This is a genomic window from Saccharibacillus qingshengii, from assembly GCF_013185195.1.
Lineage (GTDB): Bacteria > Bacillota > Bacilli > Paenibacillales > Paenibacillaceae > Saccharibacillus > Saccharibacillus qingshengii.
Genome location: NZ_JAAZWC010000019.1, coordinates 17735 through 44693, shown reverse-complemented (window position 1 = coordinate 44693; position 26959 = coordinate 17735). Strand labels below are relative to the sequence as shown.

The window sequence follows — 26959 nt, the reverse complement described above, 5'->3', positions numbered from 1 at the left end:
TTTCATCGGCCTACACTGACGGGGCAGGATCGACCGGCGTCGTCGGACTTTCCTTTTTCCGAACGAATCCAGGCAGCTCAAAGGAGTGAAAAAATGACTACGCTTACAAAAGAAAACCTTGAACAAACGATCGCCAAAGTTGTCGGGCAGATGAAAAATATGCGGGGATCGATCGAAGAAACGGCTCCGATCGGCATCATTTCGATGGAGAACTGGGAATGGCCGCAGGGAGTCGGGCTGTTCGCGCTGCACGGTTATTACCGGGAGACCGGCGATAAGGAAACGCTGCGCTTCCTTACGGATTGGTTTGATGCGCGTATTCAGGAAGGGCTGCCCGACAAAAACGTCAACACAATGTGCCCCATGCTGACGCTGACGTACCTGGCGGAAGAAACAGGGCGTCCGGATTATCTCGACCTGTGCCGGGAATGGCTGGATTACGTTCTGCATGAGATGCCGAGAACGGAGGAAGGCGGTATCCAGCATGAGGTGACGGGCAGCGCGAACGAAGGGCAGCTCTGGGACGACACGCTGTATATGACGGTGCTGTTCGTGGCGAGGATGGGCGTACTGCTCCAGGACGACAAGTGCATGCAGGAGAGCGTGCGGCAGTTTCTTGTCCATCTGAAGTATTTGACGGACCCGTCGACGGGTCTGTTTTTCCATGGGTGGACTTTTCTTGAAGGCGGGCATCATTTTGCACGGGCGCTGTGGGCGCGGGGAAACTCCTGGTACACGGCGGGGCTGGTCGATTACCTGGACATGGCCGAGCAGCCGGCCGGCGTGCGGCTGTTCCTCCTGTCTTCGCTGCGGAGGCAGGCGGACAAGCTGATCGAGCTGCAGTCGCCGGAAGGCGCCTGGCATACGCTGCTCGACGATCCCGATTCGTATCTGGAGACGTCGGCCGCGGCTGCTTTTGCCTATGGCATGCTCAAAGCGTACCGGATGGGCGACCTGGACGCCAAACACCGCGACTGCGCGCTGCGTGCGCTGGACTATGTCCTGGATTCGATCGACGAGGACGGGGTTGTACGCGGCGTATCCTACGGAACCGGTATGGGCCGGACGCTTCAGGCGTACCGCGATATTCCGATCTGTCCGATGCCGTACGGCCAGTCGATGGCGCTGCTGCTGCTGGTTGAAGCGATGAAACACGGCGAGGGCCATTTTGGGGGAAAAGCCGGAGAGACGGAAGCGGCAAAAAAAGCAGCGCAGCGCCCCGGGGAAGATGGGCGCCGCGATGAATGAATCGTTGAACGGCGGCGCCGTATCCGGTGACCCGCAGGCCGGCAGCTCTCTGCCGTCCGGTGAACAGCCGGCGGTCCCCGCAGCCGCAGGCCGGCCGGAATCCGCAGGCGATTCCGGCATCTTGGCCCCAGCCGCCTTGGTCCGAGGCGGCATCGCTTTTCACGGAGCGGCCGAGCTTGAGGCCGCTCCCATGGGCGGCGTATTCCTCCGCCGCATGCCGCGCTCCGTGCGCGAGCAGCTTGGCGCTCGCGGGCGCTTTATCGCAGCCGAGTCCACCGGCTGCGAGCTGCGCTTCGTCACGTCCTCGCAGACCGTGGACGTGACCTTGGCCCTGCCGGTGCAAGGCGGCACCGTCGCCGTGTACTGCGGCGGAATGTTCCATTCCGAGCACCGGCTGCAGGCCGGTTCGGTCTGCACGCTGCGGCTGCATGCGCCGCCGCGGCTGAAGGCGGCCGACGCCCGCAGGCTGTCGGCTTCGGGCTTCGCGCCGGCAGTCTGGCGCGTTCGCTTCGGGCGGGCCGAGGCCGTCTTCTGCGGCCTCGACGCCTTCGGCGAACAGGTCCGGCCGCCGAGGCCGGGCGAGACGCCGGAGCTGCGCCTGCTCGCCTACGGCTCTTCGATTACGCACGGCGGCGAAGGAAGCCGCTTGGCGTATATCGATCAGACGGCCCGGCGCCTGGGCGTCGATCTGTACAATATCGGCATGAGCGGCTCCTGCCTGTGCGAGCCCGAATTGATCGACTGGATCGCGGATCGGCGCGATTGGGACATCCTTTTCCTGGAGCTGGGCGTCAATATGAGAGACGGCATGGACGACGAGACGTTCCGCTCCAGGGTCCGCTATACCCTGGAGCGGATCTCGGCCGCGCATCCGCTCCGCCCGATCGCCCTGACCACAATCTATCCGAATTTCGCCACACTGGGCGAAGGTTTCCCGGAAGCGGCCGCGAAAGAGTTCCGGTTCAACGAAATCCTGCGGGAAGAAGCGCGGCGGGTGGGCCATGCGAAGCTGCTGCCGATCAAAGGCGATACGGTGCTGGACGATCCCGGCGGTCTGTCCTGCGATCTGATCCATCCCGCCGACGAAGGCCATATCCGCATGGGCGAGAATCTGGCCCGCCGGTTGGTGCCTCTGCTCGGAGCGCAGGCGTGGCAGGCGTGCGGCGATTCGCAGTCCCTTTAACGCGCCGAAGGTTTTTTATCCGGGTTAACCGGACTTGAATCCTTCAACCGTGCGGTTTCCGGCGGATAAACACGAAAATGGAATATTGCGAATACTGCTTTTTGAGGCTAACGTGACAAACAGAAAGAGCTTGATCCAAGCTGCCGACAGTCAAAATGAGAACGCTTACCAAGAATAATTCCGAAATGAACGCAAAGGAGGTTGCCCGTATGAAAGCCAACTCGGCCAAGCCTATCCGGCTGCAGGCGAAGTCGCCCGGACAGTCCCGACGGTTCTGGCACACGCAGCGGTTCAAGACGAACGCGCCGCTGTGGATCATGTTTATTCCCGTCATCGTTTTTTATCTGGTTTTCAAATACGCCCCGATGGCCGGTCTTGTGATCGCCTTCAAAAACTACACGTTCTATGAAGGAATCTGGGGCAGCCAATGGGTCGGTTTTGCCAACTTCGAGATGCTGTTCACCCAGTCGCAGTCGCTCCAGATTATCCGCAACACCCTGCTGCTCAGCGTCCTGAGTGTCGCGGTCGGGTTTCCTTTTCCCATCATTCTCGCCATTATGCTGAACGAGGTCCGCAAAAAGTGGTTCCAGAAATCGGTGCAGACGCTCGTCTATCTGCCGCACTTCTTCTCCTGGGTGATCGTGGGCGGCCTCGTCGTGACGATCTTCGCCCAATCCGGGATCGTCAATGCGGCGCTGGAGAAGCTGACCGGGCAGTCGTTCGCCTTCCTGTTCAACGAGAGCTCTTGGGTCGCCATTTTCCTCGGATCGGGCATCTGGAAAGACGCCGGATTCAGCGCGATCATCTATCTGGCGGCGCTCACCTCGATCGACCCGAGTCTGTACGAAGCGGCGTCGATGGACGGAGCGGGCAAATGGAAGCAGATCCGCAATATCACGCTGCCCGGCATCAGCCCGACGATCGTCATTATGCTGATTCTGGCCATGGGACGGGTGATGGAAGTCGGTTTCGACCAGGTCTACGTGCTGCAAAATTCGATCGTGTCGGGCATATCCGAAGTCATCAGCACCTACATTTACGCGATTGGTCTTCAGGGCGGACAGTTCAGCCTGACGGCGGCGCTCGGATTGTTCGAATCGCTGGTGGCGTTCATTCTCGTACTGCTGACCAATGCGGTCGCGCGCCGATTCGGTCGGGGCCTATGGTGAAAAAGGAGGAACGATCATGAAATCGACCCGGGGAGAGCGTACGTTTTACGTGTTCAATTATGTGCTGCTGACGCTGGCCGGCATCTTGTGCCTGCTGCCTCTGCTGCATCTGGCCTCGCTGTCGCTCAGCGGCAAAAACGCGGTCATGTCGGGTTTCGTCACGCTCTGGCCGCAGGAGATCACGTTTGAATCCTACAAGCTGCTGTTCGAAGGCACGCCGGTGCTGCGCTCTTTCGCGAACAGCGTGCTCATTACGGTCGTCGGCGTAGCGCTCAGCATGGTCGTGACGATCTGCGCCGCTTATCCGCTGTCGCGCCGGGAATTCTACGGCCGCCGCTGGCTGACGCTCGCGATCGTGTTTACGATGCTGTTCACCGGCGGACTGATTCCGACCTACCTGGTAGTCAGTTCGCTCGGACTGGTCAATACGTACGGGGCGCTTTGGCTGCCGGCACTTGTCAGTACGTACAATATGATGATTATGCGCTCCTTTTTCGAAAATGTGCCCGAAGAACTCATCGAAGCGTCGCGGATCGACGGATCCGGGGAGTGGAGGCTGCTGCTGCGGATTGTCCTGCCGCTGTCGCTGCCCATGCTTGCCACGATCGGATTGTTCTACGGCGTGTATTACTGGAACTCGTTCTTCAATGTCATGATCTACGTCAACAGTCCCGAAAAACTCAATCTGACCGTGCTGATCCAGCAGATGGTGCGAAGCCAGGCCGTGCTGCAGGAGATCAACACGATGGATACGCAGCAGGCCAGCAACATTACGCCGGAAGGCATCAAAGCCGCCGGCATCATGATCATGATCATTCCGATGCTGATCGTGTACCCGCTGCTCCAACGTTATTTTGTGAAAGGGGTGACGATCGGGGCCATCAAAGGCTGAAGTCGGAGGCATGCCGGAGATTTCCGGCGCACACCGGATGTTTGTACAAAGTCGACAGCTTTCTAATCAGAGGAGGGTTATCCGTATGACCAGAAAAAAACTTGCCGCAGGCCCAATTGTTCGCAATGCCCGAAAATCCGCGTATGCGGCACTGGCTTTGACCTTCGCCCTGAGCGCCGCGGGCTGCAGCGGGGGAGGATCGCCGGGAGCAGGCGGCGCCGACGGAGAGACCGGAGCGGCGGGAGACAAACGCGGTTCGATCACCGTCTCGCTGTACGACCGCGGTACGGTTCCGGCGTCCGAAGGGACGATGGACAGCAACCGCTGGACCAAGTGGGTCAACGAGAACGGACCGGCGGATGTGAAATACGTGACGGTGCCGCGCTTCGAATCGCTGCAGAAGTTCAACGTGCTGTTCGCTTCGCGCCAGGCCCCGGATCTTATTTTCGAATTCGATACGGCTTACCAAGGCCAGCTCTACAATCAGAAACAGCTGATGCCGCTGGACGATCTGATCGCCAAGAACAGTACGGAATACAAAGCGATGCTGGAGAAATATCCGGCTATCCAAAAAGCAGCCACGATGGAAGACGGCAAGATGTATCTGCTCGGCCGTCCGATGGAGCTGACGCCGCAGCATTATCTGTTGATCCGCAAAGACTGGTTGGACAAGCTGGGGCTGGACGTGCCGAAGACGCCGGACGAATTCTTGGCGGTCGCCGAAGCGTTTACGCAGCAGGATCCGGACGGAGACGGACAAGCCAATACGGAAGGTACGGGACTGAGCTTCGTGGCGGGCATCATTTTGAACCATATGTACGGCACGGGCTTCACGCTGTTCGGCGAAGACCAGATCCCGTGGGTACTCGAGAACGACAAAGTCGTGCATGACTGGGAACGGATTCGCTCGGCAATCTCGTTCCAGCAGAAGCTGTACGACGCCGGCGTGGTGGACAAAGACTTCGTGACGGACAAAAACGGCGAGAAGCAAAAGCAGATGTGGATCTCCGGCAAGCTCGGCATTTATGGCAGCAACGGCGCGGATGTGAGTTCGTACGAAGCGCTCAAGCAGAATGTGCCGGATGCCGAAGTGATCGCCATGCCGCTTCCGGAGACGGAATTCGGCAGCTACAGTCCGCTTCTCAGCAGCCCGGTGCAGATGACGGGAATGGTGAACGCATCGGCCAAAGACCCCGTCTCGGTCATGAAAATGATCGATTTCATGGTCAGCGACACCTATACGAATACGATCCAGAACGGTATCGAAGGCGAGCATTATACCCAAACGGACGACGGCCGCGCCAAACCGATCGATCCGGAGAAAAATAAAACGGAGCTGGAATATAACCGCGATATGGGCAGGCTGACTCCGCTCGTCGGCAAAAATTACGGTCTCAAAAACAAAGTCAGTCCGACGGACGCCGAAAAAGATTTCATTAAGATTTACGAGCAGGCGGAAGCCGCTTATATGGATCCGGCCCGTCCGATGGTCGGCATCACGCAGAGAGCCTATCTGCCGCTGCTGCCGCAAAATCTGGCTACGATCAATACCAACGCCAACAAAACGATGCTCGATATGGCGATGCAGACGATCGTGGGCGGCGGCGGACAGGCGGCGGTCGACAAGTTCATCAGCGATTCGCAGGCCGTATGGGACAAAGCCGGCGGCGCGCAGATCGACGAGTTCTATGCGACCTGGTATGCGGAGAACAAAGACGAGGCTATTCTGATGAGCGACATTTATGAGATGGGCAAGCAGATGCGGGAGCAGCAGTAAGACAAGGCGGCGGTGGGCCGGAGCGTGCTCGAAGCAAGAATCGCCGAACGGAAAGGAGGCTGTATCTTGAACGATTGGACACTGCGCACGATGCGGCGGATTTACGAAGAAGCATCGGCGGGTATCGTGATCGAAGACGGGCTGGTCCGGTATGACCGTCCCGGCCATACCCGGCAGATCGCGCATCTGCCTGTCTGCCACGAAGGGCGGTATTCGGCCGGCTATTACGCGCTGGAGACGCTGCTGGAATCGAAGAACATGCTTGAAGCGTCCACCGGTTCTTCGGGGCGTTCCGCCGCGCAGCGGCTGGAGACGCTGCGCGCGCTGGAGCGGCTGCAAATTACGGATCCGGAAGACTCGCACTACGGAGCTTTCCGCTGGTATGCGGAAGAATCCGCCGTGCAGGATTCGAACGCGGCGTTCTTTATTTTGATGCCTCTGGTATCGCTGAGGCTGCGTGCGCCCGGGGCTGTACCACCGGCACATACGGACGCGATCGACGGCATGCTCCGGCATGCGGCATCCTGGTTCGAACGGGAATGCCGCGAACCCGAATTGTATTATCCCAACAAGACGATGAGCGACGGAGCGATGCTGCTTGTGATCGCTTCGCTGCTCGGCGACGAGGCCCGTCTGGCACTCTCGATGCAGTATTTCGAGCGTTGGGCGGATTATACCGCTCGCAGAGGCTGGGGATGGGGCGAGAATATGAGCCTGGTCTATCAGAGCGTGATGCTGAACGCTCTAGAAATCGCGCTGCCGCTGCTGCAGGAACGCCGGCCCGAACTGGCGGAACGGTTGGAAGGCCACCGGAGAACGCTGCTCGATATTTTGCTGTTCCATGACGGGCACGAATTCGTTCCGACGATTCGCAGCTACAATTTCGGCGGCGAAGTTCGCCGTTCGAGCCTGGCCTGGCTGATCGCCGGAGTCACGGGCACGGACGAGCTGGAGAACAAGGAGGCTTCACGCGGGGCAGATGGCCCGGCGCCGCTTCAGCTTCCGTTTCAAGCCAATGATTTTCCCACACTGCTGCTGTTCGAAGGGGATTTTCAAGCCCAGGGAACAGGGCATGCGGCAGGGGGGGAGGCCAGAATGGCAGCGGCGGGCGGCAGCGCAGCCGGCGACCTCGGCGGCGCAACGGAAGGATTCGCAGGTACGCCGGAAGCCGAGCGGCTACCCGTACCGCGGATCCGCCGCGAAAAAGTCTTCGACGATACGTACGCGTACAGCTGGATCGGCCGACGGACACGGCTCGGCAGCCTGAATGAAGTGCACCCCTTAAAATGGACATTAGAAAACCCCACGGGTAAATTAATGAGCATTTGGGGGTGCATTTTTCATGGCAACAAAAGGACAGAAGTTCAAAACATATTCATTGGAACTCAAGAAAGAAGCCATTCGGCTGCATGTAGAGGAGAAATGGACGCATCGTCAAATCACAGATCATCTTCACATTCATGACGTAGACCGTGTTCGGAAATGGATGCAAAAATATAGAAAGCAAGGCGAGTTTGGACTGTTGGATCAAAGAGGAAGACGCGAAGAATATGTGGATTCAGACTTACAAATCAAGCAGTTACAAAGGGAAAATGAGCTGCTAAAAAAGTGCTTAAAAATCTGGAGGGAGGAGGAACAAAAGCGCGCTATGCGCTCATTCGGCAGGTGAACGAAAAAGGGCAGATTCAGCGGCTCTGCCAGCTGTTTGGCGTCTCGAGAAGCGGCTATTATACCTGGTTGAATCGACAGGATCTAGATCGAGATGCTGCAGATCAACAGCTTGTGAGTCAGATCTACCACAAGTATGACGGGTGTTACGGTTATCGCCAGCTCCAATTGTTTCTTGCGCAGGATCTCGGCGTCTGGATGAATCACAAGAAAGTGTTACGGCTCATGCAGAAGCTTGGGATTCAATCCCGAGTTCGTAAGAAACGCAGATACACGTACACGGCAGACGTAGCTGGGCTGGTCGCAGAAAATCTACTCCAGCAGCATTTCAAAGCTGAAAAACCAAATGAGAAATGGGTCACGGACATCACGCAGTACGCAATTGGTGAGCGTTGGTTATACCTATCAGCCATTAAAGATCTGTTCAACAACGAAATTGTCGCCTATGAAATCGGCGAACATCCGGACAAAGAACTTGTACGGCGTACGTTTAAGAAAGCTTTTCGCAAACGAAAAGACGTGACGGGCGTGGTCGTTCATAGCGACCGCGGAGCCCCGTACACGTCTCATCTGTACCACGACATGCTGCCAAAGGTTGGCGCCCGAATCAGCATGTCTCGCGGGGGCAATTGTTATGACAATGCCTCCATAGAGAGCTTCTTCTCGCATCTCAAAACGGAAGGGCTCTACCTGTATTCTATCCGAAGTTTTGAAGAGGCGCAAAAACGGATCGAAAGATACATCCGCTTTTATAATACCAAACGACCACAGCGAAAACTAAACAAACTGACGCCGGTGGAGTATCGATGCCAGTTCGTTTCTTAGGGTTTTTTCACTGTCCATAAAATGGGGGCTTGACCAATCTGGAGAACTGGGTTTCTCGACACTCTGAGCCTCCCGCAAGGGAGGCTCAACGTGTCGAGAAAGTCTGATTCCGAGAGAAGCGAGGAGGCGGAGGGAGAAATTCAGTGAAGGAACGATAGTGTTCGCCTTTGAAATCGGGAAAATTCCATTGAAATTTGATCGTTTTTCCCGATTTCAACACGCGACCTAAAGCCTTTCGAAGAAAGGCACATCGTGAGCGTCCGCTAACGAATTTCTCCCGCAGCCGACAAGCTTTTCACACGAATGGGACTTTCTCGACAGCCTGGAGCCTCCCGCAAGGGAGGCTTCTTTGCATGATAGGTCTTATCTTCTACGCAGCAGCGCGAACTGACCGATAAATCCGATCGCCGCAATCACGAGGCTGATCTGGAACGGAATCTTGACAGTTGGCGCGATCTGCAGCACCATCAGGCCGGCTGCTCCGACTACGATCAGAGCGATCAAAGTGGAGCCGATTCCGCGCAGATTGAACTTGGGCGGAGCCGGCACGCCTTCTTCGGGATCGCGTCGAATCAGTCTCATCAGCACTTCAAACAGGGCAATGGCCCCGATCACAACGATCAGCAGGGTGCCGGTATTGATTTCCTCCGTCTCCGGAACGAACAGGGCGGTCAGCCCGAGCAGCAGAAACGTCCAGCTGAGCGCGGTCCAGGGGACCAGCAGGTAGGAGCGCAGAGCCGGTTCTTTTTTGCGTTGGGGCAGACCGGCAAGACCCTGATCGGCAAAGTCGATCGGATTCGGACCGAACAGCCGGGCCGCGGGAGTGCCTTTCTGCTGGGCGGCGAGGAGTTCCAGTCCCCGTTCCAGCAGCCAGTCTTCGCCGTTTTCTTCGATCACGCGGCTGGATCGGACGTGAACGATGACTTCATCGAAATACTCGGCGTTTTTGGTGTTCAGTTGGTCGCGGATCTTGTTGATCTCGCGGATTTTTTTCCGGACGCTCAAAGCGTGAACCCTCCTTGTCGGGCTGAAATGAATAACGTGGACGGCACCCAAGCGGATAAGCGGAGCGGCGGCGAACGAGATTAGTCCGCCGCGCGTCCCCGCTCGTCCGTCTTCCAGGATTGCGATTGAAAAGCGAGAAACAGTCCGATCCAGCGGTCTCCTTCGGCAAAATGTACCAGGATCGCTCCGTCCCGGAAAGCTCCGTTGTCTTCGTGCCACGGATGCTCATTGCCCTGATTCATATGAATATTGTGTACGCCCCGTCCCGGACGGAAGCCGAAGTAGTAGTCCGGCGTTTTCGCTTCCGGTCCCCAACTGTCGCCGAAGACGTACAGATCGGCATGGGCCAGTAGGGCCGCGTCGATCAAGGCGACGATCTTCTCGTTCAGATCGTTGTCCGGTCCCGGCAGGCTGGCGGGCAGCGGGACCATGTCTTCTTGGCTCAGCAGCGGACGGCGGACGAAGTCCAGCCCCTGTACGGGCCGGCCGTGTTGGATCGGGGAGAATCCGCCGGGCAGGGTCTTCAACGCCTCTGCATCGTCGGGCAGGCAGGGTCCGATATGGTACAGCAGCTCGGACGGATAGGCTTTGGATTTGATATTGACCGAGGCCCGGTAGGAGGCGCCCCGATCGTCCTGCAGGCAGATATGAAAATGCGGCTGGCTGCCGAAGCCGTGGATCGATTTGATCGCTTTGGCTTTCAGCACACCGTAACGGTAGCGGTTCAAGTGGCATTCCCTCCCGGACGTTTGTCTTTTTAAGCATAGCGCAATCGGCTGCAGGGGTCTACGCCGGGCTGTCGTCCGGGTGTGGAGGACGGTCAAGCCGGTTTGCCAATTGACAATCAGGGGGATAGGGCGGTAAGATGAATGTAATTCATACCTTTTGACTAGGAATTAGATTACAGGGAGGCTGCTGCCATGGAACGCCAGATTCTGATCCGCCACGACAACCATGATTTGACCGCCACGATTCATTATCCGGCTTCGGGAGAATGCGAAGGACGTCTTCCGCTGACGGTCATCTGCCACGGCTTTGTGGGCAGCCGGATCGGAGTCGACCGCCTGTTTGTGACCACGGCGCGTGAACTTGCGGGCGACGGCCAGCTGGTCGTCCGCTTCGATTACGCCGGATGCGGTGAGAGCGGCGGCGTGTACGGGGAAGAAGGCATCGAGTCGATGATTCGCCAGACCCGAACCGTGCTCGATTACGCGATGACCTGCGCGGATATCGATCCGAGCCGGGTAACGCTGATCGGACACAGCCTCGGCGGAGCAGTGGCGCTGCTGACCGCCGTGCGGGACCGCCGGGTCAAGAGCCTCGCGCTGTGGTCAGCCGTCGGCTATCCCTTCAACGATATCGTCAAGATCACGGGCCGCTCGCGGTACGACGAATCCGTCCGCACCGGCAGCGCCGATTATCTGGGCTACTCGTTTACGCCGGTCTTCTTCGAATCGCTCGGCGCGTTCCAGCCTTTCCAGGAAGCGGGCAAGTTCTACGGGGACGTACTGGTCGTACACGGAACGTCCGACGACGTCATTCCGGTCGATTACGCCTTCTTGTACCAGAAGCTGTTCTGGACACGGGAAGACTCGCGCTGCGACAAAGAAATCATCTTCCAGGCGGATCATACGTATTCGTCCGGCCCGCACCGCCGCCAGCTGCTCGATATTACCCGACGCTGGCTGCAGGACCGGCACAAGAGCGAGATCGACTGGCAGCACTGGACGATTTAACATCCGTGCAGCGCTGCGCAGTGTACGGGCAGCACTGGACGATTTAATGTCCGTGCAGCGCTGCGCAGTGTACCGGCAACATTGGACAATCTAACGCTGTCCAACATTGCGCAGTGTACTGGCAGCACTGGACGATTTAACGTCCGTGCAGCGCTGCGCAGTGTACGGGCAGCATTGCATGATTTGGCCGCTTTTGTATTCAAATCGACCCGATCTCGCGAAACCTTCCGAAATAGATGCGGCAGAGCAGCTATTTCGGATAAATAGCCATTGAAATTCATAATAGCTGCAGGAGAGCAGCTATTTGGTGAGACAAAGCGAAATTCAGGTGCGTACAGCCTGAATAAGTGTTCTCACGCCGTTATTTCGCCCCATACAATCAAAAAACGAGAAATAAGTGTTCACAAGCACTTATTTCTCGTTTTTTTGCTGCCGCCGCACAGATCTATCCGCTCGGCTTCCTTCCGCCTGCTTCGACTTCGTTCTGTATCTGCTTCGGCTTCTTTGCGCCAGCGTTTCATCCGCAGCTGCCTCACATCCCTGCACTGCCCGTGCGTGCTTTCTCCAGCTCCGCGTTAACCGCCAATCTCCCGCCCGGCCTTATCCCGGATCCTTCTCCAATCTTCCCGGCCCAATCCCCGACAAACCTCGCCCTGTAACCTGTTATTTTCGGCCTTTAGACCTTCCGTTTAAGATTCGTTTAATGAACGGTGTGTAAAGTGGAGACAGATCGCAGAGGGTTCCGGAACCCCGAAACCGAGCAATTCGGCAGTGAATGCGTCCTTTTAATCAAATAAAGTCGACTTTTATGTAAAAACAGTGTGAAAATCCAAAGAAGTTTTCTTTAATCCCTTACATCGTTGTGATAAAATGATGGAGGTCGCAAAAGCGACTTCAAAGCCTTGCCCATTTTTGGTTTTGAACATTTGAAAAGGGGTTTTAAAATGCGTGTAAAAAAGAAGGACATTTTCTTTCAAACACTCGAAGACATGGCCGATACGATTGTACAGGCAGCGGACTATTTCTCCAAGCACGTCGCCGACCTGAAGGACGTAAACACCTTCGTCAAAGACATGAAAGATTACGAAACCAAATGTGACGGATTTACGCATACCATCATTACGGAGCTGAACAAGACTTTTATCACTCCGCTTGAACGAGACGACATCCTGAAGCTGGCAACTACGCTTGACGACGTGTTGGACGGACTGGAAGCGACCGCTTCGCGTTTTTACATGTACAACTTGGGCCAGCCTGACGAATATATGATTCAGTTCGGGGAAATCCTGCGCGAATCGGCATACGTGATCCAGAAAGCGATTCACCTGCTGTCCCAGAAAAAACTGCTCGCGATCCGCGAATATACGATCCGTCTGAACGATCTGGAGAACCAGGGCGACCAACTGCTGCGGATCTGTATCACGGAATTGTTTGCGAACGTAAGCGATCCGATCGAACTCATCAAACGCAAAGAAATTTACGAACGTCTTGAGACGACGACCGACAACTGCGAAGACGTTGCCGATATTCTGGAAACCATCATTATGAGCAACTCCTAAACGGAGCCTGCCATTTTAGGGTTAGAGGAGGTCAGGACCGCTTTTTGCGGGATTCGGCATGCGAGCGTGGGCATCGTCCATCGATCGGCGGCTGTTTCGTAAAAAGACAGCGGCACGGCATTTGCAGGTCTGCGAATGCGGCGGAGCCGTCTTTCTTCATGCGGTCAATACACTATGGAAACATCATTAATTGTCCTTGCGCTTGTCGTCTTATTGGCGCTCGCTTTCGATTTTATCAACGGATTCCACGATACGGCCAACGCAATTGCCATGTCCGTATCGACACGGGCGCTGAAGCCGCGCACCGCCATTTTGCTTGCGGCGGGCATGAACTTCCTCGGAGCCATCACGTTTACCGGCGTAGCCAAGACGATCGGGGGCAGTATCGCCGATCCGACCAAGCTCGATAACGGGATCGAGATCGTCATCGCGACGCTCATTGCGGCGATCATCTGGAACCTGGCTACCTGGTGGTTCGGGATTCCGTCTTCCTCGTCGCACGCGATGATCGGTGCGCTTGCGGGTGCCGTGTTCGTGGGTGCCGGTTCGGACAGCGTTAACTGGAAAGGGTTCCTCGAGATTGTCGAAGCCCTTATCTTCTCGCCGTTAATCGCATTCGCCGTCGGTTATATCATCATGATGATTCTCAAATATACCGTGGGTCGGCGCAGCCCGCACACGGTCAACAAAGGCTTCCGTTCGATGCAGGTGCTGACCGCGGCGCTGCAGTCGTTCGCGCACGGTACGAACGATGCGCAAAAAGCGATGGGCATCATGACGTTCGCGCTGATCTCGGCGGGACGTTGGGATTCGCTTGAGCCTCCGCTGTGGGTCAAACTGTCCGCCGCTACGGCGATCGCGATCGGTACATCGGTCGGCGGCTGGAAGATCATCAAGACGCTCGGTACGAAAATTTTCAAAATCGAGCCGATCAACGGTTTTGCGGCCGACGTGTCGTCCGCTTCAGTTATCTTTACCGCGACGCTGCTGCATCTGCCGATCAGCACGACGCACGCCGCGACTTCTTCGATTCTCGGCGTAGGCGCGGCCAAGCGCTTCCGCGAGGTCAAATGGGGAATGGCGGGCCGGATCATTGTAGCCTGGTTTATTACGATTCCGGTCGTAGCCATCATGGCCGGTCTGATCTTCAAACTGCTGTTCTAGCCGAAGCTTTACACGTATCGCAGCCAAGCCCGCCGGAGTTCCCGGCGGGCTTTTTTGTAGGGGCTATCTCTGCGCCTTCCGTATAAAAGTGTAACTTATTCGGATCGGACTCCGTCTAATAGAGTGGAGGTGTTGAATATGAAAAAAAACGCCAGAATGATAAGCCTGGCTTCCGCGCTGCTGTTGACCTTTGCTTTGACAGCCTGCGGCGAAGCGAAAGCCCCAGCGCCCGAGCCGGAAGAGATCCCGACGAATACGACCCCGGTAACGCCCGATACTGCGGCTCCAGACGAAACCGATGTGCAGGAGCATGACGTCATCTCGGCGACCGGCGAGTACGGCGGGCAGGCCGATCCGCACACGATCGAGGTTACGATGGACGGCTCGCCGACTTCGTTCCAGGTTTCCGAGAGCGCCGCGGCGCAGCTCGAAGGTCTGAGCGAAGGCGACACGATTTCGTTCGAATATATGGAGCATCCGGTAGAAGGCAGCGACACGCCTCAGTTGGAGATTCAATCGCTCAAAAAAACGCGGGATTCGGCGGCACAGGGAGCGACTGGAACGACCGAAGGCGAAAAAGAGACTTCGGAAAGACCGGCCACCGAGACCTTCACGGTCGGCGACGGCGTTGCGGAGACCGCGGTCGGTACACTGCAGCAGGGAGACGGCTATTCGCTGTACGTGCTGGACGGCTACAAGCTCGAAGCTTCGAGCGGACGTTTGGTGATGACCGCGAATCCGGACTATTACGCGGAGATCGAGAAGCTGCCGGCGGATTTCGATCTGGACAAACTGCGCAGCGAGGGAACGGCCGAACTTGCGAAAAGCGGTGCCAAGGTTGACGAATTCTTCAGCGATACTTTGGTTGAGAGTCCGATGGTGAATGCCGCTTTGTTCCTTCAAGGGAGCGGCGAGAAAGAGCTGCGGGATTATATCGTCTGGAAAGCCCGGGACGAGAGCGCCTACCTCTTCCGTCTGGTGATGCCGGAGAGCGAAGAAGGTTCGCCGTTCTATATGGAAGCGACAACGTCGCTGTCCACGATCTTGGGCGAGAAATGAGTCGCCATTCTCCCGGTTCGGCCCTGCCCGAATAGGAGCCGTCCGAAGTTCCGGGCGCGCCTGTTCATCCGCAGCTCATGCTGCCCGGATTTCATTCCGTTTTATACGCATACAAAAGCCCCGACTCCTTCAGTCAAAGGATCGGGGCTTTCTCGATTGCACCTCTTCAATCGAATGTCTTCAACTGCACGTATTCATTCGGATCGATTCGGCCGTTTGATCGGAAAGAGAGGATCCGCTAGAGCGCACAGATCTCTTTCAGCGCCAGATCGCCTATGCCCGGCAGCCATTCATGGCCGTGCTCGTACAGCAGCACTATTTCCTTGTCTGCCGTAATCTTGTTGTAGGCTGCGAATTGAGTAGACGGCGGGCAGACGGTGTCGGTCAGTCCGGTTACCCAGATCACGCGGCCGCGGATACGGTCCGTCAGATTCTGAATGTCGATATACCCGAGCTTCCGGAAGGCCTCTTCTTCCCGCTTATGCTGCGGATCGAACCAGCGGAAATAATACGACAGTTCTTCGTAAGCGGAAGTAACGACTTCCATTTCCCATGCCCGGCGATAGTCGGACAGGAACGGATAGACCGGAATCGCCAGCTTGATGCGCGGTTCCAGAGCGGCGCAGGCGGCGGTCAGCGCGCCGCCCTGCGAATAGCCGAGCGCCGCGACGCGGTTCTCGTCCACCTCGGGCATATTCATCAGGATGCGGGCGGCTTGCGCCGTATCGAGGAAGACGTTCCGGTAATACAGATTGTCCGGGCTCTTGTCTTCCAATCCCCGGATGATATGGCCGCGCAGCGTCGGTCCGGAAGTCCGCAGATTGTCTTCGGACGGGCCGCCTTGCCCGCGGCAGTCCAGGGCCAGCGCGCTGACGCCGCAGGCAGCGTACAGAATCTTCTCGCCCCAGTCGCCGCTGTCGCACGAATAGCCGTGGAACATAACGACGCCGGCACCGTTCGCTGCCGGTTCTTCGCCGGTGCGGCGTTTGGGCCGCACGTATTTGGCATGCACGCGCGCTCCGCCGACGCCCGTAAAGTACAAATGGAAACATTCGGCCGCCGGGCTGGTCATCTCCGCCGGCACCAGCTCGTAATCGAGCGGCTGTGCGTCAAGCTCGGCCAAGGCCCGTTCCCAATACGCGTCGAAGTCGTCCGGACGCGGACTTTTCCCGTTATAGTCGCGTAGTTCGCGCAGAGGCATATCCCGATCCATGTGTATTCCTCCGTTTTCCTCGTAAAATAGCGGTTTCGGTTCATAATTCAACCGAAACCGCTTTCCTCGTCATTATAAACGTTTTGTCGGAAGCCGCACAGCCGATTACATCCGGCCGATTTCGCGATCGTCGCCGATCACTTCGTCCGTGTCGATCACATAGCGGACAATCTCGTCGACCGTTGTATAGGCGATGCCCACATACGTATCGGCGGCCCCGTAATACACGGCGATCCGTCCGGTGTCGGCGTCATGCAGCGTCGCGCACGGGAAGATGACATTGGCTACGAATCCGCGTTCCTCGTACCATTCTTCCGGCGTCAGTACGAAGTTCCCGGAACGGTATTTCACTTTGGACGGATCGTCGAGATCGAGAATAACGGCGCTCATGCTGTAGACCAGACCGTTGCAGGTGCCGGTTACGCCGTGATAGAACATCAGCCAGCCTTCGCTGGTTTCGATCGGGGCCGGTCCGCCGCCGATTTTGACGGACTGCCACCAGCCTTTGCCGCCTTTGGACATGACATGGCGGTGTTTGCCCCAGTAGAGCAGATCCGGGCTTTCGCTGAGGAACACATCGCCGAACGGCGTATGGCCGCTGTCGCTCGGACGCGACAGCATGACATAGTTTCCGCCGATCCGGCGCGGGAAGAGGACCCCGTTGCGGTTGAACGGCAGGAACGGGTTCTCGAGACGGACGAAGGTGCGGAAGTCTTCCGTCCGCGCCAGTCCGATCGCCGCTCCGTAGAAGTCGGTACACCAGATGATGTAATAGACGCCTTCGACTTTGACCAGCCGGGGATCGTAGGCGTAGCCCGGATTATAAGGCTTGCCTTCCTCGTCGACAAAGTCGATCGGACGTTCGTCGAACGTCCAGTGGAGCGCGTCGACGCTTCGTCCCAGGGACAGATGCGGACGGCCGTTGACCGTTTCGGCGCGGAATACGCCGATAAATCCGCCTTCGTAGGCGGCGACGGCGCTGTTGAAGATCCGGGCGATCCCGGGAGCGGGATTACGGGGAACGACCGGATTGGCCGAGTGGCGCCAGACCGGCGCGTTCAAGCCTTCCGGTTTGTTTTCCCACGGCATGTTGGGCAGCGATTCTCCGATAATGCGTACGTTGGACATGAATGATTTCTCCTCTGCGAATACGTAATGGGCGGCTCGAAGCGGGCGATCAGCCTTTTTCCGAACCTTGGGCGAATCCGTTATAGATGTATTTCTGCAGCGATAAGAAAGCGATCAGGGTCGGGATAATCGTGATGATGATCGCCGCACAGATGACTTCCCACTGTGAACCGTACGGCCCTTTGAACTTGAACAGCGCCGTGGATATGACTTGGAGCGAGGTCTTGGGCATGTACAGGAACGGCGTGTAGAAGTCGTTGTAGATACTTACGCCTTTGATAATGACGACCGTGACGACCGCGGGAAGCAGCAGCGGCAGGATAATGCGGAAATAGATCTTGAAATACGAAGCGCCGTCGAGCATCGCCGATTCGTCGAGCGACACCGCGATCGTATCGAGAAACTGCAAGAAGATGTACACGGCAATAATGTCGGTACCGAGATACAGCACGATCGGCGCCAGGCGGGTGTTGAACAGATTCAGATCGTTGATGATCTGGAACGTCGCAACCTGCGTGGTCACGCTCGGAATAAGCGTCGCGAGCAGGAAAGCGCCGAGCAGGAGCTTTTTGCCGCGGAATTGGAACCGGCTCAGGATATAGGCGATCATCGACCCGGTCAGGGTAGCGCCGATGATCGACACAATCAGGATAATCATCGTGTTCATGAATCCGACCAGCATTTTGCCGTTCACGAACGCTTTGGTGTAGTTATCGAAGTTCAGCCAGTTCCCCGGAGGCGTCAGAGGGCCGGTCGAGCTGTATTCGCCGCCGGTCTTGAGCGAGGCGAACAAGACGACGACGATCGGAATCAGGGCAGCCAGTGCGCCGATGATCAGGGAGGCGTACTTGAGAATCGCAGCGGCCGTATAACGGATCGTATGCGAACGGGTGCTTTTGCGAACGGTAGGTTTGGCGGCCTGCATCTTATTTGTCCTCCTTCACGAAAAATTGCTGGATAAGCGTCACGGTTACCACAATGAACAGCAGCACGACGGCCATGGCGGAAGCGAGTCCGACTTTGCCGTATTTGAACGCCACGTCGACCGTCTGGATGACGAACGTGTTGCTGCCGTTGGAACCGCCGGTCATGATATAGGGAATATCGAATGCGCTGATGGCACCGCTGATCGACAAAATAATGTTGAGCTGCACGATTCGCTTGATGCTGGGCAGAATGATATGGCGGAATTGATGCCAACGGTTGGCTCCGTCGATGTCGGAAGCTTCATAGATGTCTTTCGAAATCGAGGAAATGGCACCCAGGAAGACGATAAAGTTGAAGCCCATGTATCTCCATACGGAAGCTCCGGCGAGCGATACGTTAATGATATGCGGGTTCAGCAGCCATTTCTGAATCAGGAAGTCGAGTCCGAGCGCTTGGAGAACGGTATCGAACGTGCCATCCGGCTTAAAGAAGAACAGGAAAATAAAACCGATGGCGACGCCGTTCAGCAGGTAGGGAAAGAACAGGATTCCTTTGAAGAAGTTTTTGCCTTTGACCTTGAAACTCAGAATGGTCGCAAAATACAGTGCCAGACCCATCTGCGCGAAGGTAGCGAAGAAGTAATACAAGCTGACTTTGAATACGGAAAAATACTTGGGATCGGTAAAAATGCTTTTGTAATTCTCAAATCCTACATATTCGAAGGTCTTGCTGTAGCCGTTCCAGTCCGTAAAGCTGTAGCGGAACATATTGACGACCGGCAGATAGGCAAAAACAAACAAAAGCGCGATCGGGATGATCGTAAACGAGAGAATAATCAGGATTCGTTGATTGCGGTAACTCAAATTCCACACCTCCGTAAGGGTCTTTCGTCCGGTCCGTCAGGCCGTAAAAAGGAAGAGGGGAACCACGTACTTGGTCAACACCAAAGGTAAGGTTACGCTCCCCTGAGATTTCGTACTTGAAGCGTGTACGAAGTCTCCGACGGAATCGCACCTAAAGCGCGTGCGTTTCAGGAAAACGTAAACCTCTGATTAAGAGTTGAAAGGTACTAGACTCCCTCTTTCCTCCGAAGCCCTTTTCTATCATTCTTCCGGCTGGGCCGGCATTCTTGGTCTGTACGTGGATGCAGAGGTTACTCGGCGGCTCCGACTTTGGCGCGCGATTTGACCCAGGCGTCGTTCAAGCCTTTCATGATGTCGTCGTACGATTCGGGACGGTTGCCGATCCCCGCTTCAATGATAATTTTCTTGAAGTCCGGCTGCCAGAGACCGATTTCGGCGTCTTTGTCGATCTTGTCGACCAGGCCTTTTTGCTTCTCTTCGGCCGGCGTTTGCGTTTCGAATTTGACGTCGGTGCCTTCGAACTGTTTGAGGATTTCAGGCAGTTCCGCGCCTTTGACCGGGCTGATGCCGCCGCCTTCGGTGGTCGGATAACCGGATTCGTTAATAAACCAGTCTACCCAGGCACGCGCGGCTTCTTTGTTCTCGCTGTTTACGTTGATGCCAAGCGTGTAGTCGTCGGCCAGAGGCACGATACGTTCTTTGGCATTGGTCGGGAAAGGCATAAAGGCGATATCGTCCGGATTCGGAGCGATTGCTTTGATCTGGCCGATCGCCCACGAACCGAGCACCATCGTCCCGATCTTGCCGTTGGCCAGGTCGGCTTTAGAAGATTCCCAGTCGGTCGTTGTCGGATCTTCTTCGATCAGGCCGTTTTTGGCCGCATCGTACATGACTTTGTACAAGTCATAGTGCGGAGCTCCCGGTACGAAGTTGTCGTCCGTACTCGGCTGCTTGACGTTGACGTACTCTTTGTCGCCGGCTACGGTCGTCAGCACCGCTTCCCATTGGGTGAGCGGCCAGCCTGCGGCGTAGTTGGTGTACAGCGGAACCGCATCCGTCTTGTCTTTGATCGCCTGCAGGGCCTGCATGAATTCTTCGATCGTTTTCGGAGGTTCGCTGTAGCCGGCTTTGTCGAAGACCGACTTATTGTAGATCACGCCCGAATAGTTGATCGTAATCGGAAGACCGTACGCTTTGCCGTCGACTTCGCGTTCTTCGAGTCCGTCGTACTGCTTGGACATTTCTTCCATCGAACCCAGCGGCTCGAAGAAAGTCGGCGTGTCGGCCAGCGGAATACTGGTCGGCAGCAGGAGAACGTCGCCGTAGTCGCTCGTGTTCATCCGGATCTTGATCTGGTCTTCATAGTTGGCCAGCGCTTCGAAATTCACCTGGATATCGGGATATTTTTCGTTGAATTTCTTGGCGTAATCCTGAAATACGGTGTCCACGATGTCCGTACGCTGCGTAATGACGGTAATCTCGCCTTTTGGCGTACTGTCTGCCGCGCCGGGAGCGGCCGGCGTGTCGCTTTCTTTGGAAGAGCAGCCTGCGAAGAGGGAGGCGGTCAGCGTAAGCGCTACCAGCCCGAGAATCGATTTGCTTGTTTTCATTTCTGGAAGAACCCCTTTCTCTGTTGGGAATGAAGCGGGAATAGTCAAACAGCAGCGGCAGAACCTCATCCGTTTGTGTCCGAACCATTCGTGAATACGCTTTCTGTTATGGATTATAGACCGGATAAAACCGTTTATCGATGTGCTGGTTTGGCATTTATAGTCTTCATTTATTATTTATTTGTTTGCTTTTTAATTATATTTTAGTTCTAACAAATTTAAGTTTCATAATGCGCGTACAAAAAAAGAAGACCGTGCAGGACGGTCTTCCCGTTTAAGGGGAGCGTGGGTGGTAGGCGGCGTTTTTGTAATCTTTGGGCGTCATGCCGACCGTTTTTTTGAACAGCTTGTTAAAATGGACCGGATCGCCGTAACCGACTTTTTCCGCGATTTCGTAGTTTTTGAGTTCCGGTTGTTCGACCAGCAGTTTCTTGGCATGGTTCATGCGGATCCCGATCAGATATTCCGTGAGCGTCTGGCCGGTCTCGATCTTGAAGAGCCGGCTGATGTAGCTCGAATTCATACCGAGCCGTTCCGCAAGCCGGGCGAACTCCAGCGGTTGATCGTATTCGCTCTCGAGCAGGCTCTTGAGCCGTTCCACCACATAATGATCGGGTGCCGGCTGCGAAGCGGACGAGAAGGCAGCCGAATCCCCGCCGTCAAGCGGATCTTCGGCAGTTCGGGCGGCCGCGGTCCGTTTCAGCAGCGAGAGCAGTTCCGGCTTGTCGATCGGTTTCAGCAGATAATCGGTGACGCCGAACCGGAGCGCGCGCCGCGCATAATCGAAATCGCTGAATCCGCTCAGGACGATAATCGGCAGGTCGGGAAAGCTTCTTCGGCAGCGTTCGATCAATTCGAATCCGTCCATCACCGGCATGCGGATATCGCTGATCAGCAGGTCGACGCCCTGCGGGGGAAGCATGGACAGCTGGCTCCAGGCTTCCGCACCGTTGCGGTGCGAACCGATGATCTCCACATCGGGGCCTTCGCGCAGACAAATCTTTTCGAGCCCCAACCGGATTAACTCTTCATCGTCCACCAGGATTACTTTCATCGGACAATCGCCTCTTTTGTTAGTTTTTTTGTTTCTAAAGTATATAACGGTTATTCGACAATTATCCAGAGAAAAGTGACGTTCCGACTTGAAAAAGACAGCTAAAACGTTTATAAATAAGGGGATAAAAAGTTTTCTAAATAAGATAACAAAATAATAACAAAATGAACGGGGAGTAACTATGAAGAATCTGGAACGGTTCGTCTGCGGGATGACCTGGGGATTTATGGGGGTACGCGGAAGCTGGACCGGGCAAGCGGCGCGGGACTCCATGCAAAAAATGGCGGAGAGCTCGGCGGCCGACTGGACGGCAATCGCTTTTACCGCCATGCAGGATACCGCGCACTCGACAGAGATTCACTACGACCAGTCTCCGACGGTTCAAGACGAGGAAGTACGCGGCGCGATCCGCAGCGCGAGAGAACTTGGACTAAAGGTCTGCCTGAAACCGATCGTCAACTGCGCGGACGGTACCTGGCGGGCGCATATCAACTTTTTCGACAAAGATGTGCCCTGCGAGCCCAAATGGTCCGATTGGTTCGCTTCGTACCGGCGGTTTATCCTCCATTACGCGGCGATCGCCGAACAAACGGGCTGCGAGATGCTGTGCGTAGGCTGCGAGATGGTGCAGACCGACAGAAGGGAAACCGAATGGCGCGAGCTGATCGCTGCCGTGAGGGAAGTTTACTCCGGAATCGTGACATACAACTGCGATAAATACCAGGAAGATAACGTGACCTGGTGGGACGCGGTGGATGTAATCTCGTCGAGCGGCTACTATCCGGCGGACGATTGGGAGCGGCAGCTCGACCGAATCGAAGAAGTGGTGCGCCGCGCAGACAAGCCGTTCCTGTTTCTGGAAGCGGGCTGCCCAAGCCGTCAGGGTTCCGCCGCGATTCCGAACGACTGGACGCTGCAGGGCGGGCCCGACGAAGACGAGCAGGCCGCTTTCTATACCGCCATGCTCGGCAGCTGCGAACGCCGTCCGTGGGTCGGCGGATTTATGCTGTGGGACTGGCCGGCGCATCTCTACGAACGGACGCAGGCGCAGGAAGACGACGGATACTGTATTTACGGCAAGAAGGCGGAAGCGATCGTGCGCCGCCATTACCAAGAGAGACGGGGGATCGTGTAATGAACGGTAACGATTTGGCAGGAAAGTGGACGACCCAGGATTGGCGGACAGAACTGGAGCTTGAACTGAAGACCAATATTCTGGGATTCTGGATGGATAAAGTTCCGTCCGCGCATGACGACGGCTTTGTCGGCGAGATCGGATCGGACCTTGCGGTGCGCGAAGACGCCGACCGCAGTCTGGTCTTGAACGCCCGTATTCTCTGGACGTTCGCGGCGGCATACCGGCGGTATGCGGATCCCGCTTACATGGATATGGCCGATCGGGCCTATCGCTATCTGCACGAACATTTTCTGGACCGCGAACACGAAGGCTACTACTGGGCGGTCCGCGCCGACGGAACGCCGGCGGAAACGAAGAAGCAGGTCTACGGCCAAGCGTTCGTCATCTACGCCTTGAGCGAATACGCGCAGGCGCTGGACGCAGCCGGCAGCGCTGCGGATCCGCAGCGCCGAGAGGAAGCGTCTGCGCAGGCGCAGCGGCTGTTCGGCCTGATCGAAGCCCACAGCCGGGACGGACGTTTCGGCGGCTATATCGAAGCGCATGCGCGGGACTGGAGCGATACCGAGGATCTGAGTCTGAGCGGCAAAGACCTGAACGAGAAGAAGTCGATGAATACCCATCTGCATGTGCTGGAAGGGTATACGAATCTGTACCGGATCCGGCCTTCGGACGAGCTGCGGCTGCGGCTGTCGGAACTGGTCGAAGTGACGCTGACGCATATCGTCGATTCGTCTACCGGACATTTCCACCTGTTCTTCGACGAGCAGTGGAACGTCAAGTCGGATCATATCTCGTACGGGCACGATATCGAAGGCAGCTGGCTGCTGGTCGAAGCGGCCGAAGTCCTGGGCGACGAAGCGCTGCTGGAGCGGGTACGCCATACGGCGCTGCAGATGGCGCAGGCGGTGCTGGAACGCGGCCTGGACACGGACGGAGGACTCTGGAACGAAGCGGCCGGCGGCCGTTTGATCGATGACAACAAAGACTGGTGGCCGCAGGCGGAAGCGATGGTCGGCTTCCACAACGCGTACGAGCTGACCGGCAGTTCCGCGTATCTGGAAGCGGCGCAGCGTTCCTGGGCATTTATCCGCGATTACATCGTGGACCGCGAACATGGGGAATGGTACTGGAGCGTCTCCAATGACCGTGTGCCCAATACGAAGGATGCCAAGGTAAGCGCCTGGAAATGTCCGTACCATAACAGCCGGGCCTGCTTCGAAATGCTGGCGCGCCTGGAGCGTCTGGAAGCGGCCGGAGCTTCTTCGGACCCATTGTTCGAACAGCGCAAACGCAAGGTGACGCGGAGCCATGAAGCGCTGCTGGCCAAGCCGAACCGCAAAGCGGAACCCGGAAACGGCGTATACGACCGCTATATCGATCCTGTACTGACGGCGGCGCATGCCCCGCTGATCTGGAAATACGATTTCAATCCGGCCACCAATCCGTACTTCTCGGAACGTCTGGGCGTAGGCGGGGCTTTCAATCCGGGCGCGATCTACTTGAACGGCAAATATGTGCTGGTGGCGCGCGTCGAAGGCGCCGACCGCAAATCGTTCTTCGCCGCGGCGGAAAGCGACCGTCCGACCGAAGGATTCCGGTTCCGCGATCGTCCGATCCGGATGCCGGAGACGGCCGAACCGGATATTAACGTATACGACATGCGGCTAGTTCAGCATGAAGACGGTTGGATTTACGGCCTCTTCTGCACGGAGCGCCGCGATCCGTCGGCCGCTCCGTCGGATCTGTCGAGCGCCGTTGCCCAGTGCGGCATCGCGCGCACGCGCGACCTCGAAGTCTGGGAACGGTTGGCCGATCTCAAGACGCCTTCGGCGCAGCAGCGCAATGTCGTGCTGCATCCGGAATTCGTCGACGGCAAGTATGCGTTCTATACGCGGCCGCAGGACGGATTCATCGATGCGGGTTCGGGCGGCGGCATCGGCTGGGGATTGTCCGACACGATCGAGAACGCGGTGATCGACCGCGAGATCATCATGGACGAGCGAGCCTACCATACCATCAAGGAAGTGAAGAACGGCCAGGGTCCGGCTCCGATCAAGACCGACAAAGGCTGGCTGCATATCGCGCACGGCGTGCGCGGTACGGCGGCGGGACTGCGTTATGTCCTGTACGCCTTCCTGTCCGATCTGGCCGAGCCGTGGAAAGTGACGCATCGCCCCGGCGGGCATCTGCTGGCGCCCGAAGGGATCGAGCGGGTCGGCGACGTCTCGAACGTGCTGTTCTGCAACGGCGTGACCGTCAACGAAGCCGGAGAAGTACATATTTACTATGCTTCTTCCGACACGCGGATCCATGTCGCCGAGACGAGCGTCGACCGGCTGCTCGACTATGTGACGAATACTCCGGAAGATCCGCTGCGCTCTTACGCCTGCGTCGAGCAGCGGCTGGAATTGATCGAACGCAATCTGGCTTACCTGGAGCAGCAGAACCGCTAGAACTTTTAGAACCACAGGAGAACGGTAGGGCTCGCCAAACTTCCCGTTTGCCGCGCAACCGGATCCCGATACAAACCGATCTGACTATCTACAGAAACAGCCCGGATCTTCCGCATGAAGCGGAAGATCCGGGCTGTTTGCGTGCGCCTGGGCGGCGGTTCGATCCAAGCTAGGCCGGAAGATCAGACTTCGCCCGGCAGGGCGGCTTCTTTGGCGACCGGGATTTCGGCGACCGAACCCCGGAGAACCAGATCCGAAGCGACGAGGATTTTCTCCAGCGGAGCTTTGGGTTCGCGTACCCGTTCCAGCAGCCGAAGCGCGGCGCGGCGTCCCATCGCTTCTTTGGGAACATGCACGGTCGTAAGGGCCGGCTGCGCCCGTCCGGCATCTTCGATATTGTCGAACCCCGTCAGCGAAATGTCTTCGGGAACGCGGATGCCCAGCGAATCGAGCGTTCGCTCCGCCGTCAGCGCCACGGAATCGTTGGCGCAGACCAGGGCGGTCGGCAGTGTCCGCTGTTTGCGGCGTTTGAGCAGCCACTGCCGAAGTTCCGGTTCGAAACTGGCGTCGTCGATACCGACCAGGGCGTTCATCGGATCGTCGCCTTCCTGCGGCTTCAGACCGTAGGCTTCGAGAGCGGAACGGTAACCGCTCCAGCGGTCGCGGAAGCTGCGGGAGAATCCGGAATTGCCGATAAAATGCAGGCGGCGGTGGCCGGAGCCGAGCAGATGGTTGGTCAGGCGCAGACTCGCATCCGTATTGTTCGCAAACACGCTGTCCGCGGGAATCAGCGGATCTTCGTGGTCGATCAGTACCATAGCCAGACCGATCCGGTGCACTTCAAGCAGCAGCGGCGTCGAAATCTGGCCGATGCCGATCAAACCGAGAAATCCGCTGGGGTTGAGCACGCTCGTTACGGCATCGACGCGCTGCTCCGATACGATCACGACGCCGAATCCTTTTTCTTCGAGCGTCTCGGTGACCCCGTCCAGAATCCGCCCCCAATACAGCGATTCCCGCGTCTGAAAGCGGACGTTCGGCATCAGGACCAGCACGGAATGGCGTTCGGGGTCGCGCTGGGGAGTGTGTTCTTTCTCCCGGCGGGCGGCCTGGCCGTAACCGCGTTTTTGCGTGAAGTAACCGAGCTGGGAAGCGGCCTGGATCACGCGTTCCCGGGTGCTCTCGCTGACGCCGCCTTTGCCGGAAAGAGCTTTGGAGACCACGAATTTGGATACGCCGAGCTGATCCGCGATTTGCTGCATCGTTATTTTTTTTGTCATCGGTTTAC

The 26959-nt window shown here is 57.0% G+C and carries 23 protein-coding genes and 1 pseudogene; 15 read left to right on the top strand and 9 right to left on the bottom strand.

Translation table 11 applies throughout. The features are described 5' to 3' along the window. The first annotated feature begins 93 nt into the window (after positions 1-93). From bglB to HRQ60_RS16040, 8 genes are all read left to right on the top strand, one after another. On the top strand, positions 94-1248 hold the full coding sequence (gene bglB, locus HRQ60_RS16070; RefSeq protein ID WP_172197258.1) for a beta-galactosidase BglB: 1155 nt from the start codon (positions 94-96) through the stop codon (positions 1246-1248). Next, positions 1241-2431 carry an SGNH/GDSL hydrolase family protein gene (locus HRQ60_RS16065; RefSeq protein ID WP_172197257.1) on the top strand — a complete coding sequence of 397 codons (1191 nt, stop codon included), beginning with the start codon at positions 1241-1243 and terminating at the stop codon, positions 2429-2431. Before bglB ends, HRQ60_RS16065 begins: the two co-directional genes overlap by 8 nt. Positions 2432-2640: 209 nt before the next feature. Then, a complete protein-coding gene (locus HRQ60_RS16060) occupies positions 2641-3600 on the top strand; it encodes an ABC transporter permease (RefSeq protein ID WP_425501692.1) in 960 nt (319 codons plus the stop codon). A 16-nt stretch (positions 3601-3616) separates the two neighbouring features. Then, positions 3617-4492 (top strand): carbohydrate ABC transporter permease, encoded by an 876-nt coding sequence (locus HRQ60_RS16055; RefSeq protein ID WP_172197253.1) that lies wholly within the window; start codon positions 3617-3619, stop codon positions 4490-4492. 85 nt (positions 4493-4577) lie between these two features. After that, positions 4578-6269, top strand: a complete 1692-nt coding sequence (locus tag HRQ60_RS16050) for an extracellular solute-binding protein (RefSeq protein WP_172197250.1) — start codon at positions 4578-4580, stop codon at positions 6267-6269. A gap of 66 nt (positions 6270-6335) precedes the next feature. Then, complete coding sequence (locus tag HRQ60_RS23730; protein WP_246281360.1) at positions 6336-7733, top strand: hypothetical protein; 1398 nt, start codon at positions 6336-6338, stop codon at positions 7731-7733. Further along, a complete protein-coding gene (locus HRQ60_RS16045; RefSeq protein ID WP_246281359.1) occupies positions 7648-7938 on the top strand; it encodes a helix-turn-helix domain-containing protein in 291 nt (96 codons plus the stop codon). Before HRQ60_RS23730 ends, HRQ60_RS16045 begins: the two co-directional genes overlap by 86 nt. Continuing rightward, positions 7878-8762: an IS3 family transposase gene (locus tag HRQ60_RS16040; RefSeq protein ID WP_172197244.1), complete on the top strand. Its 885-nt coding sequence runs from the start codon at positions 7878-7880 to the stop codon at positions 8760-8762. The genes HRQ60_RS16045 and HRQ60_RS16040 overlap by 61 nt, the downstream gene beginning before the upstream one ends. 363 nt (positions 8763-9125) lie before the next feature. On the opposite strand, the gene HRQ60_RS16035 is transcribed toward HRQ60_RS16040, so the two are convergent. Both HRQ60_RS16035 and HRQ60_RS16030 read right to left on the bottom strand, forming a co-directional pair. Continuing rightward, positions 9126-9767: a DUF1129 family protein gene (locus tag HRQ60_RS16035; RefSeq protein ID WP_172197241.1), complete on the bottom strand. Its 642-nt coding sequence runs from the start codon at positions 9765-9767 to the stop codon at positions 9126-9128. Between the two features lie 80 nt (positions 9768-9847). Continuing rightward, on the bottom strand, positions 9848-10495 hold the full coding sequence (locus HRQ60_RS16030) for a YukJ family protein (protein ID WP_172197238.1): 648 nt from the start codon (positions 10493-10495) through the stop codon (positions 9848-9850). 192 nt (positions 10496-10687) lie between these two features. Between HRQ60_RS16030 and HRQ60_RS16025 the strand changes: the two genes are divergently transcribed. The 4 genes from HRQ60_RS16025 to HRQ60_RS16010 all read left to right on the top strand — a co-directional run bounded on the left by HRQ60_RS16025 (position 10688) and on the right by HRQ60_RS16010 (position 15285). Next, positions 10688-11503, top strand: coding sequence for an alpha/beta hydrolase (locus HRQ60_RS16025; RefSeq protein WP_172197236.1), 816 nt, complete (start codon positions 10688-10690; stop codon positions 11501-11503). Positions 11504-12447: 944 nt separating this feature from the next. Next, positions 12448-13062 (top strand): DUF47 domain-containing protein, encoded by a 615-nt coding sequence (locus HRQ60_RS16020; protein WP_172197233.1) that lies wholly within the window; start codon positions 12448-12450, stop codon positions 13060-13062. Positions 13063-13236: 174 nt separating this feature from the next. Beyond that, the gene (locus tag HRQ60_RS16015; RefSeq protein WP_172197230.1) at positions 13237-14226 is read left to right on the top strand and encodes an inorganic phosphate transporter; all 990 of its coding nucleotides are present in this window, start codon (positions 13237-13239) and stop codon (positions 14224-14226) included. Between the two features lie 138 nt (positions 14227-14364). Beyond that, positions 14365-15285 (top strand): hypothetical protein, encoded by a 921-nt coding sequence (locus tag HRQ60_RS16010; RefSeq protein WP_172197228.1) that lies wholly within the window; start codon positions 14365-14367, stop codon positions 15283-15285. A gap of 238 nt (positions 15286-15523) precedes the next feature. On the opposite strand, the gene HRQ60_RS16005 is transcribed toward HRQ60_RS16010, so the two are convergent. From HRQ60_RS16005 to HRQ60_RS15980, 6 genes are all read right to left on the bottom strand, one after another. After that, a complete protein-coding gene (locus tag HRQ60_RS16005) occupies positions 15524-16498 on the bottom strand; it encodes an alpha/beta fold hydrolase (RefSeq protein WP_172197226.1) in 975 nt (324 codons plus the stop codon). A gap of 105 nt (positions 16499-16603) precedes the next feature. After that, entirely contained in the window at positions 16604-17626 is a 1023-nt protein-coding gene (locus HRQ60_RS16000; RefSeq protein WP_172197224.1) for a glycoside hydrolase family 130 protein, read from the bottom strand. Positions 17627-17675: 49 nt separating this feature from the next. Next, on the bottom strand, positions 17676-18551 hold the full coding sequence (locus tag HRQ60_RS15995; RefSeq protein WP_172197222.1) for a carbohydrate ABC transporter permease: 876 nt from the start codon (positions 18549-18551) through the stop codon (positions 17676-17678). 1 nt (position 18552) lies between these two features. Next, complete coding sequence (locus HRQ60_RS15990) at positions 18553-19425, bottom strand: ABC transporter permease subunit (RefSeq protein WP_172197220.1); 873 nt, start codon at positions 19423-19425, stop codon at positions 18553-18555. 281 nt (positions 19426-19706) lie between these two features. Continuing rightward, positions 19707-21026, bottom strand: coding sequence for an ABC transporter substrate-binding protein (locus HRQ60_RS15985; protein WP_172197218.1), 1320 nt, complete (start codon positions 21024-21026; stop codon positions 19707-19709). A 274-nt stretch (positions 21027-21300) separates the two neighbouring features. Beyond that, on the bottom strand, positions 21301-22080 hold the full coding sequence (locus tag HRQ60_RS15980; protein WP_172197216.1) for a response regulator: 780 nt from the start codon (positions 22078-22080) through the stop codon (positions 21301-21303). 181 nt (positions 22081-22261) lie between these two features. On the opposite strand from HRQ60_RS15980, the gene HRQ60_RS15975 reads away from it, so the two are divergent. The 3 genes and pseudogenes from HRQ60_RS15975 (at position 22262) to HRQ60_RS23490 (ending at position 25671) form a co-directional block, all read left to right on the top strand. After that, positions 22262-23215 carry a glycoside hydrolase family 113 gene (locus tag HRQ60_RS15975; RefSeq protein ID WP_172197214.1) on the top strand — a complete coding sequence of 318 codons (954 nt, stop codon included), beginning with the start codon at positions 22262-22264 and terminating at the stop codon, positions 23213-23215. Continuing rightward, positions 23215-24381: pseudogene (locus tag HRQ60_RS15970) on the top strand (AGE family epimerase/isomerase); the annotation flags it as partial. The gene HRQ60_RS15975 and the pseudogene HRQ60_RS15970, both read left to right, overlap by 1 nt. A gap of 57 nt (positions 24382-24438) precedes the next feature. Beyond that, on the top strand, positions 24439-25671 hold the full coding sequence (locus HRQ60_RS23490) for a glycoside hydrolase family 130 protein (RefSeq protein WP_216671614.1): 1233 nt from the start codon (positions 24439-24441) through the stop codon (positions 25669-25671). A gap of 182 nt (positions 25672-25853) precedes the next feature. Here the strand turns inward: HRQ60_RS23490 and HRQ60_RS15965 are convergent, their stop codons facing one another. Further along, complete coding sequence (locus tag HRQ60_RS15965) at positions 25854-26951, bottom strand: LacI family DNA-binding transcriptional regulator (RefSeq protein WP_172197211.1); 1098 nt, start codon at positions 26949-26951, stop codon at positions 25854-25856. Positions 26952-26959 lie beyond the last annotated feature (8 nt).

What these genes read in the sequence shown, in the direction of transcription:
- HRQ60_RS16060 (WP_425501692.1), top strand. Translation starts at nt 2,641, where the DNA reads ATGAAAGCCAACTCGGCCAAGCCTATCCGGCTGCAGGCGAAGTCGCCC.
- HRQ60_RS16065 (WP_172197257.1), top strand. Translation starts at nt 1,241, where the DNA reads ATGAATGAATCGTTGAACGGCGGCGCCGTATCCGGTGACCCGCAGGCC.
- HRQ60_RS16020 (WP_172197233.1), top strand. Translation starts at nt 12,448, where the DNA reads ATGCGTGTAAAAAAGAAGGACATTTTCTTTCAAACACTCGAAGACATG.
- HRQ60_RS15980 (WP_172197216.1), bottom strand. Translation starts at nt 22,080, where the DNA reads ATGAAAGTAATCCTGGTGGACGATGAAGAGTTAATCCGGTTGGGGCTC.
- HRQ60_RS16000 (WP_172197224.1), bottom strand. Translation starts at nt 17,626, where the DNA reads ATGTCCAACGTACGCATTATCGGAGAATCGCTGCCCAACATGCCGTGG.
- HRQ60_RS15985 (WP_172197218.1), bottom strand. Translation starts at nt 21,026, where the DNA reads ATGAAAACAAGCAAATCGATTCTCGGGCTGGTAGCGCTTACGCTGACC.
- bglB (WP_172197258.1), top strand. Translation starts at nt 94, where the DNA reads ATGACTACGCTTACAAAAGAAAACCTTGAACAAACGATCGCCAAAGTT.
- HRQ60_RS16055 (WP_172197253.1), top strand. Translation starts at nt 3,617, where the DNA reads ATGAAATCGACCCGGGGAGAGCGTACGTTTTACGTGTTCAATTATGTG.
- HRQ60_RS16005 (WP_172197226.1), bottom strand. Translation starts at nt 16,498, where the DNA reads ATGGATCGGGATATGCCTCTGCGCGAACTACGCGACTATAACGGGAAA.
- HRQ60_RS16015 (WP_172197230.1), top strand. Translation starts at nt 13,237, where the DNA reads ATGGAAACATCATTAATTGTCCTTGCGCTTGTCGTCTTATTGGCGCTC.
- HRQ60_RS15975 (WP_172197214.1), top strand. Translation starts at nt 22,262, where the DNA reads ATGAAGAATCTGGAACGGTTCGTCTGCGGGATGACCTGGGGATTTATG.
- HRQ60_RS16025 (WP_172197236.1), top strand. Translation starts at nt 10,688, where the DNA reads ATGGAACGCCAGATTCTGATCCGCCACGACAACCATGATTTGACCGCC.
- HRQ60_RS15965 (WP_172197211.1), bottom strand. Translation starts at nt 26,951, where the DNA reads ATGACAAAAAAAATAACGATGCAGCAAATCGCGGATCAGCTCGGCGTA.
- HRQ60_RS15995 (WP_172197222.1), bottom strand. Translation starts at nt 18,551, where the DNA reads ATGCAGGCCGCCAAACCTACCGTTCGCAAAAGCACCCGTTCGCATACG.
- HRQ60_RS16010 (WP_172197228.1), top strand. Translation starts at nt 14,365, where the DNA reads ATGAAAAAAAACGCCAGAATGATAAGCCTGGCTTCCGCGCTGCTGTTG.
- HRQ60_RS23490 (WP_216671614.1), top strand. Translation starts at nt 24,439, where the DNA reads ATGCTGGCGCGCCTGGAGCGTCTGGAAGCGGCCGGAGCTTCTTCGGAC.
- HRQ60_RS16050 (WP_172197250.1), top strand. Translation starts at nt 4,578, where the DNA reads ATGACCAGAAAAAAACTTGCCGCAGGCCCAATTGTTCGCAATGCCCGA.